General features: G+C 72.1%; 10 protein-coding genes. 4 read left to right on the top strand and 6 right to left on the bottom strand.

What is annotated here, in order from left to right; translation table 11 throughout:
- Position 1: 1 nt before the first annotated feature.
- Both CRM89_RS20715 and CRM89_RS20720 read right to left on the bottom strand, forming a co-directional pair.
- The gene (locus CRM89_RS20715) at positions 2 to 2,605 is read right to left on the bottom strand and encodes a LuxR family transcriptional regulator (protein WP_098085695.1); all 2,604 of its coding nucleotides are present in this window, start codon (positions 2,603 to 2,605) and stop codon (positions 2 to 4) included.
- A 71-nt stretch (positions 2,606 to 2,676) separates the two neighbouring features.
- Positions 2,677 to 3,966 carry an adenylosuccinate synthase gene (locus CRM89_RS20720; RefSeq protein ID WP_011211907.1) on the bottom strand — a complete coding sequence of 430 codons (1,290 nt, stop codon included), beginning with the start codon at positions 3,964 to 3,966 and terminating at the stop codon, positions 2,677 to 2,679.
- 264 nt (positions 3,967 to 4,230) lie between these two features.
- Here CRM89_RS20720 and CRM89_RS20725 point away from each other — a divergent pair, with 264 nt between their 5' ends.
- Positions 4,231 to 4,893 carry a hypothetical protein gene (locus CRM89_RS20725; protein ID WP_041561448.1) on the top strand — a complete coding sequence of 221 codons (663 nt, stop codon included), beginning with the start codon at positions 4,231 to 4,233 and terminating at the stop codon, positions 4,891 to 4,893.
- Positions 4,890 to 5,678, top strand: a complete 789-nt coding sequence (locus tag CRM89_RS20730; protein ID WP_098085697.1) for a site-2 protease family protein — start codon at positions 4,890 to 4,892, stop codon at positions 5,676 to 5,678. Before CRM89_RS20725 ends, CRM89_RS20730 begins: the two co-directional genes overlap by 4 nt.
- Positions 5,679 to 5,749: 71 nt before the next feature.
- On the opposite strand, the gene CRM89_RS20735 is transcribed toward CRM89_RS20730, so the two are convergent.
- Together CRM89_RS20735 and CRM89_RS20740 are read right to left on the bottom strand one after the other, a co-directional pair.
- On the bottom strand, positions 5,750 to 6,898 hold the full coding sequence (locus CRM89_RS20735) for an aromatic acid exporter family protein (RefSeq protein WP_170916148.1): 1,149 nt from the start codon (positions 6,896 to 6,898) through the stop codon (positions 5,750 to 5,752).
- A gap of 7 nt (positions 6,899 to 6,905) precedes the next feature.
- Entirely contained in the window at positions 6,906 to 7,361 is a 456-nt protein-coding gene (locus tag CRM89_RS20740; RefSeq protein ID WP_041561450.1) for a DUF3151 domain-containing protein, read from the bottom strand.
- 2,690 nt (positions 7,362 to 10,051) lie between these two features.
- Between CRM89_RS20740 and CRM89_RS20745 the strand changes: the two genes are divergently transcribed.
- Complete coding sequence (locus CRM89_RS20745; RefSeq protein ID WP_060595090.1) at positions 10,052 to 10,858, top strand: hypothetical protein; 807 nt, start codon at positions 10,052 to 10,054, stop codon at positions 10,856 to 10,858.
- A 69-nt stretch (positions 10,859 to 10,927) separates the two neighbouring features.
- The gene (locus CRM89_RS20750; protein ID WP_098085700.1) at positions 10,928 to 11,989 is read left to right on the top strand and encodes a fused (3R)-hydroxyacyl-ACP dehydratase subunits HadA/HadB; all 1,062 of its coding nucleotides are present in this window, start codon (positions 10,928 to 10,930) and stop codon (positions 11,987 to 11,989) included.
- A gap of 6 nt (positions 11,990 to 11,995) precedes the next feature.
- Here the strand turns inward: CRM89_RS20750 and CRM89_RS20755 are convergent, their stop codons facing one another.
- Positions 11,996 to 13,453, bottom strand: a complete 1,458-nt coding sequence (locus CRM89_RS20755) for a DUF4185 domain-containing protein (protein ID WP_098087069.1) — start codon at positions 13,451 to 13,453, stop codon at positions 11,996 to 11,998.
- 137 nt (positions 13,454 to 13,590) lie between these two features.
- Positions 13,591 to 14,706 carry a BTAD domain-containing putative transcriptional regulator gene (locus tag CRM89_RS20760; RefSeq protein ID WP_011211915.1) on the bottom strand — a complete coding sequence of 372 codons (1,116 nt, stop codon included), beginning with the start codon at positions 14,704 to 14,706 and terminating at the stop codon, positions 13,591 to 13,593.

Consider the following 14,706-nt stretch of genomic DNA (forward strand, 5'->3'; position numbering starts at 1 on the left):
ATCAGCGGCCCGCGTTCTCGCCGCGGATGAGGGCGCCGAGGGATTCCCGATCGGTGACGTCCATCTTCATGCAGGCGCGGTAGAGGTGGCCCTCGACGGTGCGCACCGAGACGGTGAGCCGGTCGGCGATCTGCCGATTGGACATGCCCGCGGCCACCAGGTTGGCGATCTCCCGTTCCCGGACGGTGAGCGGGAGCGGCTGGGCCGCCTCCCGGAGGGCGGGGGTGCTCGCGCCGCCGCAGGCCGCCGCCAGCCGGTTGGCGGTGGCCGCGGATTCCAGCACGTTACGACGGTCACCGGCGCGTTCGTGCGCGGAGGCGGCTTGCGCGGCGGCGTCGGCGGCCGAGAGCAGCGCGCCGATCTGTTCGAAACCCGCTGCGGCCGAATCCAATCCGGGACCGTCGTGGGCGGCGAGGGCACGGGCGTGGGCGGCCTGCAACGACACAAGGCGGCCGTCCACGCGCCCGGCCAACTCGGTGAGCCGGTCGGCCACCGCCGGATCACCGAATCGCGCGGCCACGTGCAGGGCGGTGGCCTCGATGGCGTACTGGTGCGCGCGGGCCGCGGCATCGGCGGCCGCCATCGCGAGCCGCACCGCCGTGCTGACCGTGCCTTCGGCGGCGGCCACGCACGCCCGGGCGATCGCCAGCTGCGGTTCGTACACGGCGCTGTGCCTGCCGCCGCGCCTGCTCGCCTCGGCGATCGACTCGGCCGCCTCCCCCGCCCGGCCCAGCGCGGCGTAGGCCTCGGCCAACCGGATCCGCGCCGGAAACGTCCATGCGGCAGCGCCTTCGGCGGTCAACGCGGCCAGCGCCTGCTCGAGATGCTCGATACCGTCGGGAAACCGGCCCTGCGCGACGTCGACGGTGCCCTGCAGGATCTTCGACATGCCCCACGCCAGGTACTGGCCCGGCTCGGAATAGCTGAAACGCGGTGCCGCGCACTGCCGCGCGGCCGCCAACTCGCCGGTGTAGATCAGCGCGAGCACCTCCGCGTGCGTGGACATGAAACGGTTGAGTCCGTCGATGGCCTTGTCCACCTCGTGCCCGCGCGCCGCGTAGCGTTTCGCCTCGGCGCCGCGGCCCATCAGCGCCAGCGCCAGCCCGCCGCCGAAGGCCGCCCACCACACCGCCCACGGCGGCGCGCCCGGATCACCCATCACCGTCTCGGCCTCGGCGATCGCGTCGTCGAGGCGGTTCTCGTTCACCGCACACGCCGAGGCCAGCCCGGCCAGCGTGGCGACGATCTTGGGATGGCGGACCTTGGCCCGCACCAGCGCGAGCACCTCGTCGGCCCGGTCGGCATCGCCCATGGCCCACAACAGGTTCGACACCCGCGTGCCGCCCCAGTTGGCCAATTGCACCTCGGTGAGCTGCTCGGGATCGAACCCGGCCAGCGTCCGCTCGGCCTCGATCCGATGCCCTTGCCACAGCAGCGCCCTGGCCAGCAGATCGGCCGCCTCCACCCCGCCGCGCCGCTCCACCGCCGCCCGCGCGAACCGCTCGCCCAGCGGCAGGTCGGCCAGCGCGATGGCGTCGGCGGCGGCGGCCTCGAACAGCTCCAGATCAGCGGATTTGTCCGAGTCCAACGCCAATTCGGCCAGCCGGATGCGTTCGGCGGCGGACTTGATCGGCCGCTGCTGCAACGCCGAGAACAACCGCCCCCGCAGCCTGCGCGCCGAGGCGATACCCAGCCTGCGCCGGATCACCTCGCCGAAGAGCGGGTGGTTGTAGCGCACGGTGAGCTCGTGGCCGTGCTCGACAACCCGGATGACACCACGGGTTTCGGCCGCCTCCACCGCGTCCTCACCGGCCAGCTCGGCCAGCACGTCCAGATCCATCGGCTCACAGAAGGTGAGCAGCTCGAGCACCCGCAGCACCGGTTCGGGCAGCTGCTCGACCCGATCCTCGAGCAACGCGGCCAGCTCCGAGGTGACCGCGGCACGCCCGCGCAGCTGCCACACGCCGTTGACCTGCCGCAGCGTGCCCGCTTCCAGCGCGCCTTCCACCAGATGCCGTAGGAACAGGGCGTTTCCGCCGGAGGACTCCCACATCAGATTGGCGGTGAAGCCCTCGAGCTGCCCGCCCAGCATCGACTCGACCAGCTCGACGCTCTGGTGCTGGGTGAACGGTTTCAGGTCCACCCGCAGCAGGTGCCCGTCCTTCCACAGCGAGGTGATCGCGTCCGGCACCGGCACGCCGCTGCGCACGGTCGCGACCACGTGCGCGGCCTTGTCGATGGCCAACTGCAGCAACAGGGTGGCCGAGAGCTGGTCCAGCAGATGGGCGTCGTCGACACCGATGATGGTGGCCCCGTCGGCGAGCAACGCCTCGCGCGCCGCCGACATGAAGGTGACCGGATCGTGCGCGGTGTACACCCCCACCATGTGCGCGAACACCCCGAGCGGGATGCCGCGCGCGGATTCGGTGCCCGCCACCCAGCGGATGCGCCCGCCCACCGCCGCGGCGGCCTGCCGCGCCAGTGTCGTCTTGCCCACCCCCGCGTCGCCGGTGAGCACGGCGCCGACGTAGTCGGGGCCCGTGAGCGCCGCGCGGATGGTCTCGAACTCGGTCTCGCGCTCGATCATCGGCCAATTCCGAGCCATGTACCAACTGTAGTTCGGCACCGCCCCGCGCGCGCGGAACTCGGCGCAGGCCGGGCCGAGCCCGTCGTGGCTCAGCCGAGCACGTCGTGGCGCACGATCGTCTGATCGCGGCCCGGACCCACCCCGATGCAGGAGATCCTGGCACCGGACAGCTCCTCGAGCCTGCGCACGTAGGCCTGCGCGTTGGCGGGCAGTTCCTCGAAGGTGCGGGCCGCGGAGATGTCCTCCCACCAGCCCGGCATCTCCTCGTAGATCGGCTTGGCGTGGTGGAATTCGGTCTGCGTGGTCGGCATCTGCTCCACCCGCTGCCCGTCGATCTCGTAGGCCACGCAGATCGGCACCCGCTCCAGGCTGGAGAGCACGTCGAGCTTGGTGAGGAAGTAGTCGGTGATGCCGTTGACGCGGGTGGCGTAGCGCGCGATCACCGCGTCGAACCAGCCGCAGCGGCGAGCGCGCCCGGTGGTGACGCCGACCTCGCCGCCCTGCTTGGCGAGGAACTCGCCGTACTGGTCGAACAACTCGGTCGGGAACGGGCCGGAGCCGACCCGGGTGGTGTAGCACTTGAGGATGCCCAGCACCGTGCTGATCTTGTTCGGCCCGATGCCGGAACCGACCGCCGCGCCGCCCGAGGTCGGGTTCGACGACGTCACATAGGGATAGGTGCCGTGGTCGACGTCGAGCAGGGTGCCCTGCGAGCCTTCCAGCAGCACGGTCTCGCCGCGCTCGAGCGCCTCGTTGAGCTGCAACCGGGTGTCGGCGATGCGGTGGGCGAAGCTTTCGGCCTGCCCGAGCACTTCGTCGACCACCTGCTGCGGGTCCAGCGCGCGGCGGTTGTAGATCTTCACCAGCACCTGGTTCTTGAACTCCAGGGCGGCCTCGACCTTCTGGGTGAGGATCTTCTCGTCCAGCACGTCGGCCACCCGCACGCCGACCCGCGCCACCTTGTCCTGGTAGCAGGGGCCGATGCCGCGGCCGGTGGTGCCGATCTTCTTGTTGCCGAGGAAGCGTTCGGTGACCTTATCGATGGCCACGTGGTACGGCATGATCAGGTGCGCGTCGGCGGAGAGCAGCAGGCCCGAGGTGTCGACGTCGCGGGCCTCGAGGCCGGCGAGTTCGTCGAGCAGCACGCCCGGGTCGACCACGACACCGTTGCCGATGACGTTGCGCACGCCGGGGGTCAGGATGCCGGACGGGATGAGGTGCAGGGCGAACTTGTCGCCATTGGGCAGCACGACGGTGTGTCCGGCGTTGTTGCCGCCCTGGTACCGCACCACCCATTGCAACCGGCCACCGAGCAGATCGGTCGCTTTGCCCTTACCCTCGTCGCCCCATTGGGCGCCGATGAGGACGATTGCCGGCATTGTGGAGTCTCCTACGGATCGACACGCAGCACTCCTGTGCTGCGGCTACCTGCCGTACTGAGGCGGTGGCCGGAAGCACAGCTTACCCAATGGCCCCGCGCACCCCGGGAAGCAGGCACCCGACAGCCCGGTCACAATGCCGACTCGGCCCGGGCGCGGCCGTCCGAACGCGACTATGGTTGCTGCGGGGCGGGCCGGGCAACGGTTCGCCGCACGCGTGTGGGGTCGACCCGATCGGCCGGATCTAGGAGGGTGTACGGCAGTTTGAGTACCCACGTTCTCCGCTGCGACGGTGCTCCCGTCCCGATCGCCCTCGCCGCGCTGCCCACCACTCAGACGGCCGCCATCCCGGACCCGGCCGTGGTCGACGAACTGCTTCCCGTGCTGGCCGCCGACAGCCTGCCGCGACTGATCGTGCTCGGCGAGGACGCCGCGCTGGCCGCCGTGCTCACCCACCTGATGAAGACCGAGCGGCTGCACGTGGAGATCGGCTACGTGCCCATCGACCGCACCTACGGCGCCCGCGCCTACGAGATCGGCAGCGGCAACTCCGCGGCCAAACGCGCCATCGAGGGCAAGGCCACCGCGACCCCGCTGATCCGCGACGACACCGGCAAGGTGCTCGTCGGCCGCGCCACCATCACCGGCCCGGAGGGCGCCAAGCTCGACGGCGAGGCCTACGTCGACGACACCCTGCTGTTCACCGGCCGGGTCACGGCCATGCACATCTCCCCCACCCTGCACATGCCCGGCGTGCGCGCCGCCGCCCAGCGCGGCGTGCTGCGCAAGCGCCGCTGGGTGGAGGGCAGGGCGGCCCAGCTCGGCACGCCCGGTGCGGTGGTGACCCGTGACGGCATCCGCACCACCCGGCCGGTGCCGCGCTCCACCTTCTACCGCCACCACGAACCCTGGCTGCTGGTCCGATGAGCCTGCCGTTCTCCCGTGACCGGCGGCTCGGTCGCGGCGCGGTGCGGCCCAGTCCGGTGTTCCTGCTGGTCGTCGCGGTCACCGTGGCGGGCGCCGTGCTGGCGTGGATCTCCGACTACGGCGAGACCGCCGCGGGTGTCGGGGTGTTCGTCCTGGTGGTGGCGGGCTGGATCGTCACGCTGTGCCTGCACGAGTTCGCGCACGCCTACCTGGCCTGGCGGGCCGGGGACCGCGAGGTGGAGCTGCGCGGGTACCTCACGCTGAACCCGCTGAAGTACTCGCACCCGCTGCTGTCGATCGTGCTGCCGGTGGTGTTCATCGCGCTCGGCGGGTTCGGCCTGCCCGGCGGCGCCGTGTACGTGCACCCGCACGCGGTGAGCCCGGCCCGGCAGCGGATGATCAGCGGCGCGGGCCCGGCGGTCAACGCGGTCTGCGGTGTCGTGCTGCTGCTGGTGGTCGTGGTGTTCGGCAGCACGACCGGTCACGCGGCCTTCTGGTACGGCCTGGCGTTCCTCGGCTTCCTGCAGATCACCGCGACCCTGCTGAATCTGCTGCCGATCCCCGGCCTGGACGGCTACGGGATCCTCGAGCCCTCGCTGAGCTACCGGACCCGCCGGTCGCTGGATCAGCTCAAGCCGCTGGGGATGCTGCTGCTGTTCGCGCTGATCCTCACGCCCACGGTGAACCGGCCGTTCTTCGACGCCATCTACACCATCTGCGAACTGTTCGGCGTGCCCGACGTGTGGGTCGCGCGCGGCGCCGGACTGGTGCGGTTCTGGACCTAGTGCCGTTCCGGACTCGGTGCCGTTCCTGAGCTGGTGCCGTTCCTGAGCTGGTGCCGTTCCTGACCTGGTGCTCAGTCCTCGGGACGCACATAGGGATTGGGCACGGTCGGGGGCAGCAGCGCGATCGCCGAGATCCGCTTCACCCCGCACACCTGCATCAAATCCACCAGGATCGACCGGACCTGCGCGAACACCACGTGCGCCGAGAGCCCGGCGCCGGCAACGAGTTCCGGGCGCGCCTCCTTGGCCACCGACCGCAGCACCCGGGCCGCCTCGGCCTGGTCGGGCTGCTCGCCGGGGTCGGCCAGCATCATCCGGCGCACCACGTCCACCGCGTCGGCCAGCCGCTCCACCTCGTCGATCAGGCGCGGATCGAGGATCTCGTCGTCGCGGACCAGCGTCAGCGAACGGCGCAACAGCACACGGGTGTTGCGGATGGCGTTGTCCAGCGGGTCGGCGGCCTGCCGGATCCGCTCCAGCCGCTGGCGGGAATTCCAGTACAGCGGGGAGATGCGGCTGATCTCCTTGCCGCCCTCCAGGCTGGAGCGCAGCGAATCGATGGTCTGCTGGGTGTTGCGGGCCGACTCCAGCGCGGTGCTGATCTTCTGCGGATCCTGTTCGAGCAGGCCTTCCGAGCAGGCGGCCAGCGACTCACCCATCACCTTCAGGACGTTGGCGGCGTGTTCGCGGGCCCGGCGCACCGGATGCAGCGGGATCGCGGCCACCACCACGACGCCGACCAGGCCGCCGACGAGCGCGTCGATCATCCGGGAAAAGCTGGCGTTCGACGAGGGCGGCATGAGCGTGGCGACCAGCACCGCCGAGGTGGCGGCCTGGATGCTGATGATCGAGCCGCCGTCCACGAACACCGCCAGCGCCATCGCCACCACGACCACCAGCGCGATCTGCCAGACGCCGGTGCCGACCCCGGAGATGAACAGATCGCCGATGCCGATCCCGACCGCGACACCGACCACCAACTCCACCGACCGGCGGATCTTCGCGCCGAAGGAGACGCCGATCGACACGACCGCCGCGGTGGGGGCGAAGAACGGGTTGGCGTGCCCGACGACGTTGTGCGCGATGAACCACGCCAGCGCGGCACCCAGCGCGCACTGCACGATCGGCAACGCGGACAACCGCAACCGCGCCCAGGACGCACGCACCTGCTCGGCCGTGCTCGCCCTGGCCGCGCCGATACGCGACTCCGGATCGATCAAGTCCGGCTCAGTCGAGGCCGAGCTCGCCCGCGGCGCGCGGGTCGCAGTCCTCGAGCAGATCGAGGCAGCGGGCGTACTCCTCGGTCTCGCCGATCGCCTTGGCGGCCCTGGCCAGCGCGCCGACACTGCGCAGGAAACCCCGGTTGGGTTCGTGGCTCCACGGCACCGGGCCGAAGCCCTTCCAGCCGTTGCGGCGCAGCAGGTCCAGTCCGCGGTGGTAGCCGGTGCGGGCGAAGGCATAGGCGGCCACGATGTCGTGGTTGACCGCGCCGTCCGCACCCGCCGCCTCGGCCTCGCCGCGCGCGAGCGCCGCCTCGGCCAGATGGGCCCAGGCGATGGAGGCGGCCGGGTGCGCCGCGGCCACCTGCACCGGGTCGACCTTGTCGAGCAAGGCCTCCTCGGCGTCGGTGTTTTCGGGAAGCAGTACCGGTTGCGGTCCGAGCAGGTCACCGAAGGAGGTCATGCGGTTCATTGTGCACCGGTCCCGGCCGTGCGGCAGCGACGGGGGAATCGGCACCCGCACTCGATTCGGTCGATAGGCTGGCCGTCGAGCTCACATCAGATCCGCCTGACCGAGGGGTAGTGGTGTCCGACCCGAACGACGAGAAGAAGCCTGCGCAGGCCGCCGCCGGTGCCACCGAGCCGAAAGACACCGACTCGGGCGACGCCACCCGCCCCATGCCCGCAGACTCTCCCGCTTCGGGGAATCCTCCCGCGCGGCAGGCGGGTTCGGGCGCGGGCCGCCCCGCCGACAGCGGTGCCGAGGACGGCTGGGAACGGCCCGCGACATCCGGTGCGAATCCGGCCGACGCGCGTCCCCAGGCGGTGCCGTTCACCAGGACGACGGTGGTCGGCCCCAATCGGACGGGCAACCCCGGCGCCGGCCGGCCCGCGGGCCCTGCCGCACGCGCGGGGGACGAGCCGAGCCGTTCCGGGAACGAGCCGACGGAGCAGATCAACAGGTCCGCCGCACCCGCCGACCGGCCCGCGGGCGGACACCCGGCGCGTCCCGAAAACGCCGGAGCACCAGGGCGAAACAGTGGTGCCGATGCCGCCGGTGGGCGGTCGGACGCCACCGCGCCGATGGCGGCCGGTTCCGGACAGCGCGCGGACGCCGGGCGGGAACCCGCGGGCGGGGCAACCGGCTCCCGTCTCGGCGACTCGGGCGGAGCGGCATCCTCCGTCGCGGAGGGTTCCGGGCAGGGAGCCGGGAAGCCCTCGGGTTCGGGTGCCGACCAGACGACCGTGCAGCACCGGACCGTGCAGGGTGCGCAAGCGCAGGGCGGTCCGGCGGGCAACCGACCCGGAAGCACTCCGAGCACCCCCGCGGACCAACCCGGCCGATCTGCCGCCGACGCGCGGCCGACAGGTGCGGCAGCGACGAGCGCGTCGGGGTCCGCCGCGCAGTCACACACCGCTCCCGGCGCGCCGTCGGCAGCAGACGCCGCCGGTTCCCGTACTTCCGGTGCCGCCGGTGGCACCACCGGCCGCCCCGGACGGGACGCGTCCGCCGGCCAGCAGGGTCCTTCCGGCGCCGACCGAGGACAGACCACCACGGGTGCAGGGGCTGCTGGGGCAGCAGGAAGCGCGGTTCCGGGCCGCGACGCTGCGCCGAGCGCCGGCACCGACCCCTCGGTCAACCGAGGGAACAACGCGAATACCGGCCCCGGCGCGGACGCAGGCACCGGTGCCGCTGAGGGGGCAGACACCAACACTGGCGCCGGCACGAATCCCGGTGCCCGCGCCGGCACCAGCGCGGGCACGAACATCGACGCCGACACCGGGCCGGGCAGCGGTGGCGACCGCACCAGCACGGCCGCCGCTCCCGACGCGGGCGCCAACACCGGCGCAGGCACGGGTGGCAGCCCCAAGGCAGACGTCAGCACCAGCGCCGACCCGAACAGCGGCACCGGCACACGCATGGACGCAGGCGCGGGCACCGGTACCGGCGAAGCCGCGGGCACCGGCGAGGACGCGGGCACCGGCCAGGGCGCACGCACCGACACCGGCGCGGGCACCGGCCAAGGCGCACGCACCGACACGGGCGCGGGCACCGGCCAAGGCGCACGCACCGACACGGGCGCGGGCACCGGCCAAGGCGCACGCACCGACACGAACGCGGGAAGCCGGGCGGGCGCGGGCAACGACCCGCGCGCGGGTACCGACGCGGGTGCGCGTACCGACCCGCGCGCGGGTACCGACGCAGATGCGGGAACCCACGCGGGCGCTGGCAACGACCCGCGCGCGGGTAGCGGCGAGGGCACCAGCGCGGGAGCGAACGCAGGTTCAGGCCCACGCCCGGAGGCGGGGGCCAGTCCGGGCACTGGCACTGGCACTGGCACTGGCACTGGCGAGAGGGGAACTCCGCCGACTGCGGCGGGCAAGGACACCACCTCGGAGGCGGCGGGTGCCGGAGATGAGAATGTTCCGACGGCGCCCGGCGCCGATGCGCCGACGATGGTGTTCCGCCGGGAGGACGTCGCAGCGGCGGCGCAGGCGGCGGGGGCAGCGGCGACGGGTGGCGACGACAAGACGGGTGGCGACGACAAGACGATGGTGATGCGTCGCGTCGACCTGCCCGCGCAACCCGGCAGCGCGGACAAGACCGGACGGCCGGGCGCACCGGCCTCCACCTCCGACGACCCCGGAAACCGAGCCGGAGCGCCCGGCGCCGCCGCCTCCGGGACCTCGGCCGCGGCCGCAGCCGCCGGACGAACCGCACCTGCCGGACCGACCGCACCCGCCGGAGCGACCGGACCCGCCGGACAAACCGCACCTCCCGGACCGACCGCACCCGCCCGACCGACCGGACCCACCGGACAAACCGCACCTCCCGGACCGACCGCACCCGCCGGACAAACCGCACCCCCCGGACCGACCGCACCCGCCGGACCGACCGGACCCGCCGGAGGTACCGCGCCCGCCGCATCCGGCGCACCGACTGCATCCGGCGGACCGACCGCGCCCGCGGCGCCCGGCGCTCCCGCCGGACCGACCGATGGGCAGGGTCGAAGCAAGTCGGGCTCCGAGAGCACCGAACAGAACCCGCCCGAGCCACCGGCCGCACCCGGCCGGACGCCCCCCGGCCGACCGGCCGAAGGCGAATCCGCCACGCAACCCATCGACGCCGACGCCGACGCCGAAACCGTCGCCATGCCGCTTGTCGCGCCCGTCGGCGAGGACGACCAGAAGACGATGGCGCTGCCGATCCAGCGTCCCGAGCCGACCGATCGGGTGGCGGGTCGTCCGCCGCTGAGCAAACCGCCGACGACTCCGCGGCCCGCGCCCGGTCCGCGGCAGCCGGGTCCGCAGGGGCCCTCGGGACCGCCCTCGGGCGTGCCGAACGCCCCTGGCCAGGCCGGTCCGCCGCCGGCCCGCGCCGGTTCGGCCCCCTCGCCTGCCGATCAGAACGCCACGCGCCCGGCCGAACAGGTGAGTGCGGGACCGCGGGCGATCGCGCAGCCGCAGCGGGTTCCGCCCGCCGCCGAAGAGCCCGCGGGTGCGGCGGAGCCGACGGGCGCGAAGCGGTCCCGACGGTGGTTGCTGGCGGTCGGTGCCGCGGCGGTGGTGCTGGTGCTCGTGCTGGCCGGTATCGCGATGGCGCTGCTGCGCGGCGATTCGCCCGAGGACCAGGTGCGCGCGGCGATCGGCGACTACACCTCGGCGTTGCACGACGGTGATCTGGCCGCGCTGCGGGAGAGCACCTGCGGGCCGTTGCACGAGTTCTACCGCAACATCACGCCCGAGCAGTTCGCCAGCGTGCACCAGCAGTCGCGGGAACGGCGCAGCATCCCGGTGGTGGACGGGGTGGACGCCATCAAGATCACCGACAACACCGCCCTGGCCCAGGCGACCGTGTACACCGAGGCCGACCCGGGTAACCGTTCGGCACGAACGTTCGATCTGGAAAAGACCGACAGCGGCTGGAAGGTGTGCGACCGCCCCACTGAGGCGGAGTGACTACTCGGCGGTAGCGGTCGTCACATCACCTGGTCAAGCGACCGGCCGGGCCACTAGCATGGCCCGGTCATGGGCAGTGAGCAGACGATGATGGAACCGGACGCCGACATCCTGGCGACGAAGAGCCTGGCGGGGCGCCGGTTTCTGGTGCGCGACCGCTACGAGGTCGGCCGCGAGAAGGTGCGCGAATTCGCCCGCGCCGTGCAAAACCGGCACGGCGCGCACCACCGCGAGGCCGACGCCGCCCGCCTCGGCTACGACCACGTCGTCGCCCCGCCCACCTTCTCCTCGGTGATCGGCATGGCGGCGACCAACGCGCTGCTGGATTCGGTGCTCACCGAATACGACCTGACCCAGGTGCTGCAGACCGATCAGATCTTCGAGCTGCGCCGCCCGTTCCTGGCCGGCGACGCCATCCACACCCGGGTACTGATCGAGTCGATTCGCAGCTTCGGCGACAACGATTTCGTCACCGTCCGCGCCGAGATGCTCAACCAGCACGACGAGATCGCGCAGATCGCGTCGACCACGATCGTCGCGCGCCGCGGCGCCGAGGTCGATCCGAACTTTGCGGAGGTGGTGCGCAGCATCTTCATGCACACCCGGCCCGTCGAGCCGACCGCAGATCTCGCACAGACGGGAGTCCTGATCCCGATCGACGAGGCCGACCTGCCGCCGGCACGCGCCGCCGTCCCCGGCCCGGTGCACACCATCCCCTCGTTCGACCGCCTCGCGAAGGGGGACGAACTCCCGGCCGGCACCGCCCGCCTGACCCGCGGCGACCTGGTCAACTACGCGGGCGTCGCGGGCGATCCCAACCCGATCCACTTCAGCGAACGCGCCGCCCAGCTCGTCGGCCTGCCCACCGTCGTCGCCCACGGCATGCTGACGATGGGCTTGACCGCCGACTACCTCACCGGGTGGCTCGGCGACCCCACCGCCCTGACGAAGTTCAGCGTCCGATTCGCGGGCTTCGTCCCGGTGACCGTCGAGGAGCCGAGCACCATCGAGTTCACCGGCAAGATCAAATCCCTCGATCCCGACCGCCGCGCGGCCACCGTGGTGCTGGGTGCCACCTCCGGCGGCCGCAAACTCTTCGGCCGCGCCATCGCCGAGGTCCGGCTCTCCTGACCGGACTCACTGCGCCAGTTCGGCGTGCATGAGATACACGTTGTAGTCGCTCCAGGTCGTGATGTTGAAGTAGAGATCGCGTCCACTCGACCAGGGATGGATGAAGCCGCCGTACAGCTCGGGATAGTCGAGCACCGAGACCGTCGGCGTCGGGGCCGACCAGGCGCCCTGGGGCGTGGTCGCCTCCCGGACGACGATGGCGGCGCGCGCGGTGTCGAGGTAGCTCATCTGCCACACCCCCCGGCTCGCGTCGAAGCGCACCGACAGTTCGCCCGCGGGGGCGTCGACGACGGGTGTGGCGCTGGCGGCCCCGCCGACCGGCGTCCACTGCCCGTCCCGCCAGTACTGGTAGGCGGTCTTGTTGAGCAGTTGGTCGGCCGGGACGCGGGCGAGGCCGACCGCGCCGAGGCGGGTGTTGGGGGTGCCGAACATGTAGACGTGGTCGCCGTGCGGGACCATCGCGCTCACCTGGAAGTTGGCGAGGCCGAAGATGTTGTCCCAGCGGGCGTGCGGGTCCTTGGTCCAGGTCTGGCCGCGGTCGTCGGAGTAGGCGATCCCGCCGTAGTTGGTGTAGAAGGTGCCGGGCCCGCTGTTCCAGGTGCGAATCGACATGTAGCTCAGGTACTGCCGGTCGCCGAGGGCGAAGCCGGAGGTGGGGATGGTGGTGATCTCCACGTTGTCGAGTTTGCGGCTCGACAGCACCTCCGCGGCATGGCAGCGACTGTCGGTGACCATGCGGTCGTAGGTCATCCCGTCGCTCAGGTCACGGTCGGTACTGAAGGCCAGCACGTTGCTGCGCCAGTCCCCGCCCATGCCGCCGGGCGGATGGAACCCGCGCCCGACGGTGTCACCGAAGGCCACCGCGACCTCCCCGGGCCCGCTCTCCCACATGATCCCCAGGTCGGTGCCGTCCACCTGCCACCGCTTGTCGGTGCGGTTCACCGAGTTGGCGCCGGTCTGCTTGGCGACTTCGCGCACCTGCACCACGCGCGGCGCGGCGGGCGCCGCCTCGCGCGGCGCGGCCTCGGTGGGTGGGGTGACCGGTTCGGGTGGGGGCGGCACCTCGCCGGGATCGGGGCTCGGACCGGGCAGCGCGAAATAGAAGGGCTTGGGGTTCACGAGGATCTCGGGAATGCCGAGCCGGTTCGCCAGGCTCGGCGGTGGTTCCGGCAGGTCGGTGAGGTCCGGGCAGGGGTTGACGCACGGGTCGCTCGGCAACGTCATCTCGGTGCGCACCGGCTCCGGCTCGGGTGGCTCCGGCGGCAGCACCGTGACCACCGGGTACGGAACGGGCACCTCGAGCGTCTCCGGAATCAGATCCTCGTGCACCGGTTTCGGATCGGTGAGACACGGCCCGGCGCCGGGCACCGCGACCGCGCCGCCGGGCTCGGCCGAGCCCACCGCCCCCTGCGCAGCGACCAGCAATCCCGCGGCACCGATCACCGCCGCCATGCGCACCGCCATCAGCACCCCTCACCTCGCGCCACGAATCCGACCAGCGCCCGACCCTACCGCGCCCGTGGGCGGGTATGCGCGAGTTCCCGGCGCGGCCTGGGGAGGCAGCCCACCATCCACAGCCGTGTCGATCCGGGATTGCGGACCTACTGCAACGCTTGGAAAATCAGCACGGTCGCGCCGATGCGGATCATGTCGCCGTCGCCGAGCAACGCGCTCTCGATCGGTTCCTCGTTGATGTACACCCCGTTGGCCGAATGCAGGTCCTTGATGAGCAGGCCGGCGCGGCTGGGCAGGATGTGGGCGTGGTAGCGGCTGGCCTTCGGGTCGTCGAGGACCAGGTCGTTGTCGATCATGCGGCCGATGCGCATACCCGCGTGCGAGATCGGCAGCGCCCGGCCGTCCGGCAGGCGCAGCTGCCCGCTGCGCACCGCGCGCGGCCCCTCGGTGACCGTCTCGGTCATCGCCGCGGCCATCCGCTCGACGCGCTTGAACTCCTTGGTGCTCAACGGTTCCTGCCGCAGCACCCGCTGCTCGAGCTCGACCAGGGCGGGACCGGGATCGATGCCGAGTTCGTCGGCGAGCACGGTGCGCACCCGGCGGCAGGCGTCCAGCGCGTCGGCCTGGCGGCCGGACAGGTACAGGGCGGTGATCAGCTGCCCCCACAGCGGTTCGCGCAACGGGTGTTCGGTGGTCATGGTGACCAGTTCGCCGATCACCGAGGAGGCGCGCCCGCAGGCGATCTCGGCGTCGATACGAGCGGAGGCGGCCAGCAGTCGCTCCTCCTCCATCGCGGTCGCGAAGCCGTCGGCGAACTGCAGACCCGCCAGATCCGACATCGCGCGCCCACTCCACTCGTCGAGCGCCTTGCCGTACAGCTGCGCGGCACGCACCTGGTCGCCGAGGTCGGCGGCCTTGGCGCCGGCCGCGCAGGCGGCTTCGAAACGGCCGATGTCGCAGGCGTCCTCGGGGATCTCGAGCCGGTACCCGGAGGACTCGGTGCGCAGCACCTGGGCCGGGTCGACGCCGGAATTGCGCAACGCCTTACGGATGTTGGAGACGAACACCTGCAGGCTGGCCGCATACGAATCCGGCGGATCCTCGTTCCAGACCATGTCGGCCAGTGCGGACGAGGCGACCGCGCGGCGCCGGTTGACGGTGAGCGCGGCCAGCAGGGCTCGCGGCTTGGGCCCGCCGACCGCCACCGGCTCACCACCGACGAACAACCGGACGGGCCCGAGCACACGCACATCCAGACTCAT

It is taken from the genome of Nocardia sp. FDAARGOS_372, assembly GCF_002554515.1.
GTDB lineage: Bacteria > Actinomycetota > Actinomycetes > Mycobacteriales > Mycobacteriaceae > Nocardia > Nocardia farcinica.

Bases quoted from the DNA above. Each gene is read 5' to 3' on its own strand.
- CRM89_RS20750 (WP_098085700.1), top strand. From the start codon at position 10,928: ATGGGCAGTGAGCAGACGATGATGGAACCGGACGCCGACATCCTGGCG.
- CRM89_RS20715 (WP_098085695.1), bottom strand. From the start codon at position 2,605: ATGGCTCGGAATTGGCCGATGATCGAGCGCGAGACCGAGTTCGAGACC.
- CRM89_RS20745 (WP_060595090.1), top strand. From the start codon at position 10,052: ATGCCGCTTGTCGCGCCCGTCGGCGAGGACGACCAGAAGACGATGGCG.
- CRM89_RS20720 (WP_011211907.1), bottom strand. From the start codon at position 3,966: ATGCCGGCAATCGTCCTCATCGGCGCCCAATGGGGCGACGAGGGTAAG.
- CRM89_RS20740 (WP_041561450.1), bottom strand. From the start codon at position 7,361: ATGACCTCCTTCGGTGACCTGCTCGGACCGCAACCGGTACTGCTTCCC.
- CRM89_RS20730 (WP_098085697.1), top strand. From the start codon at position 4,890: ATGAGCCTGCCGTTCTCCCGTGACCGGCGGCTCGGTCGCGGCGCGGTG.
- CRM89_RS20760 (WP_011211915.1), bottom strand. From the start codon at position 14,706: ATGAGTCTGGATGTGCGTGTGCTCGGGCCCGTCCGGTTGTTCGTCGGT.
- CRM89_RS20755 (WP_098087069.1), bottom strand. From the start codon at position 13,453: ATGGCGGTGCGCATGGCGGCGGTGATCGGTGCCGCGGGATTGCTGGTC.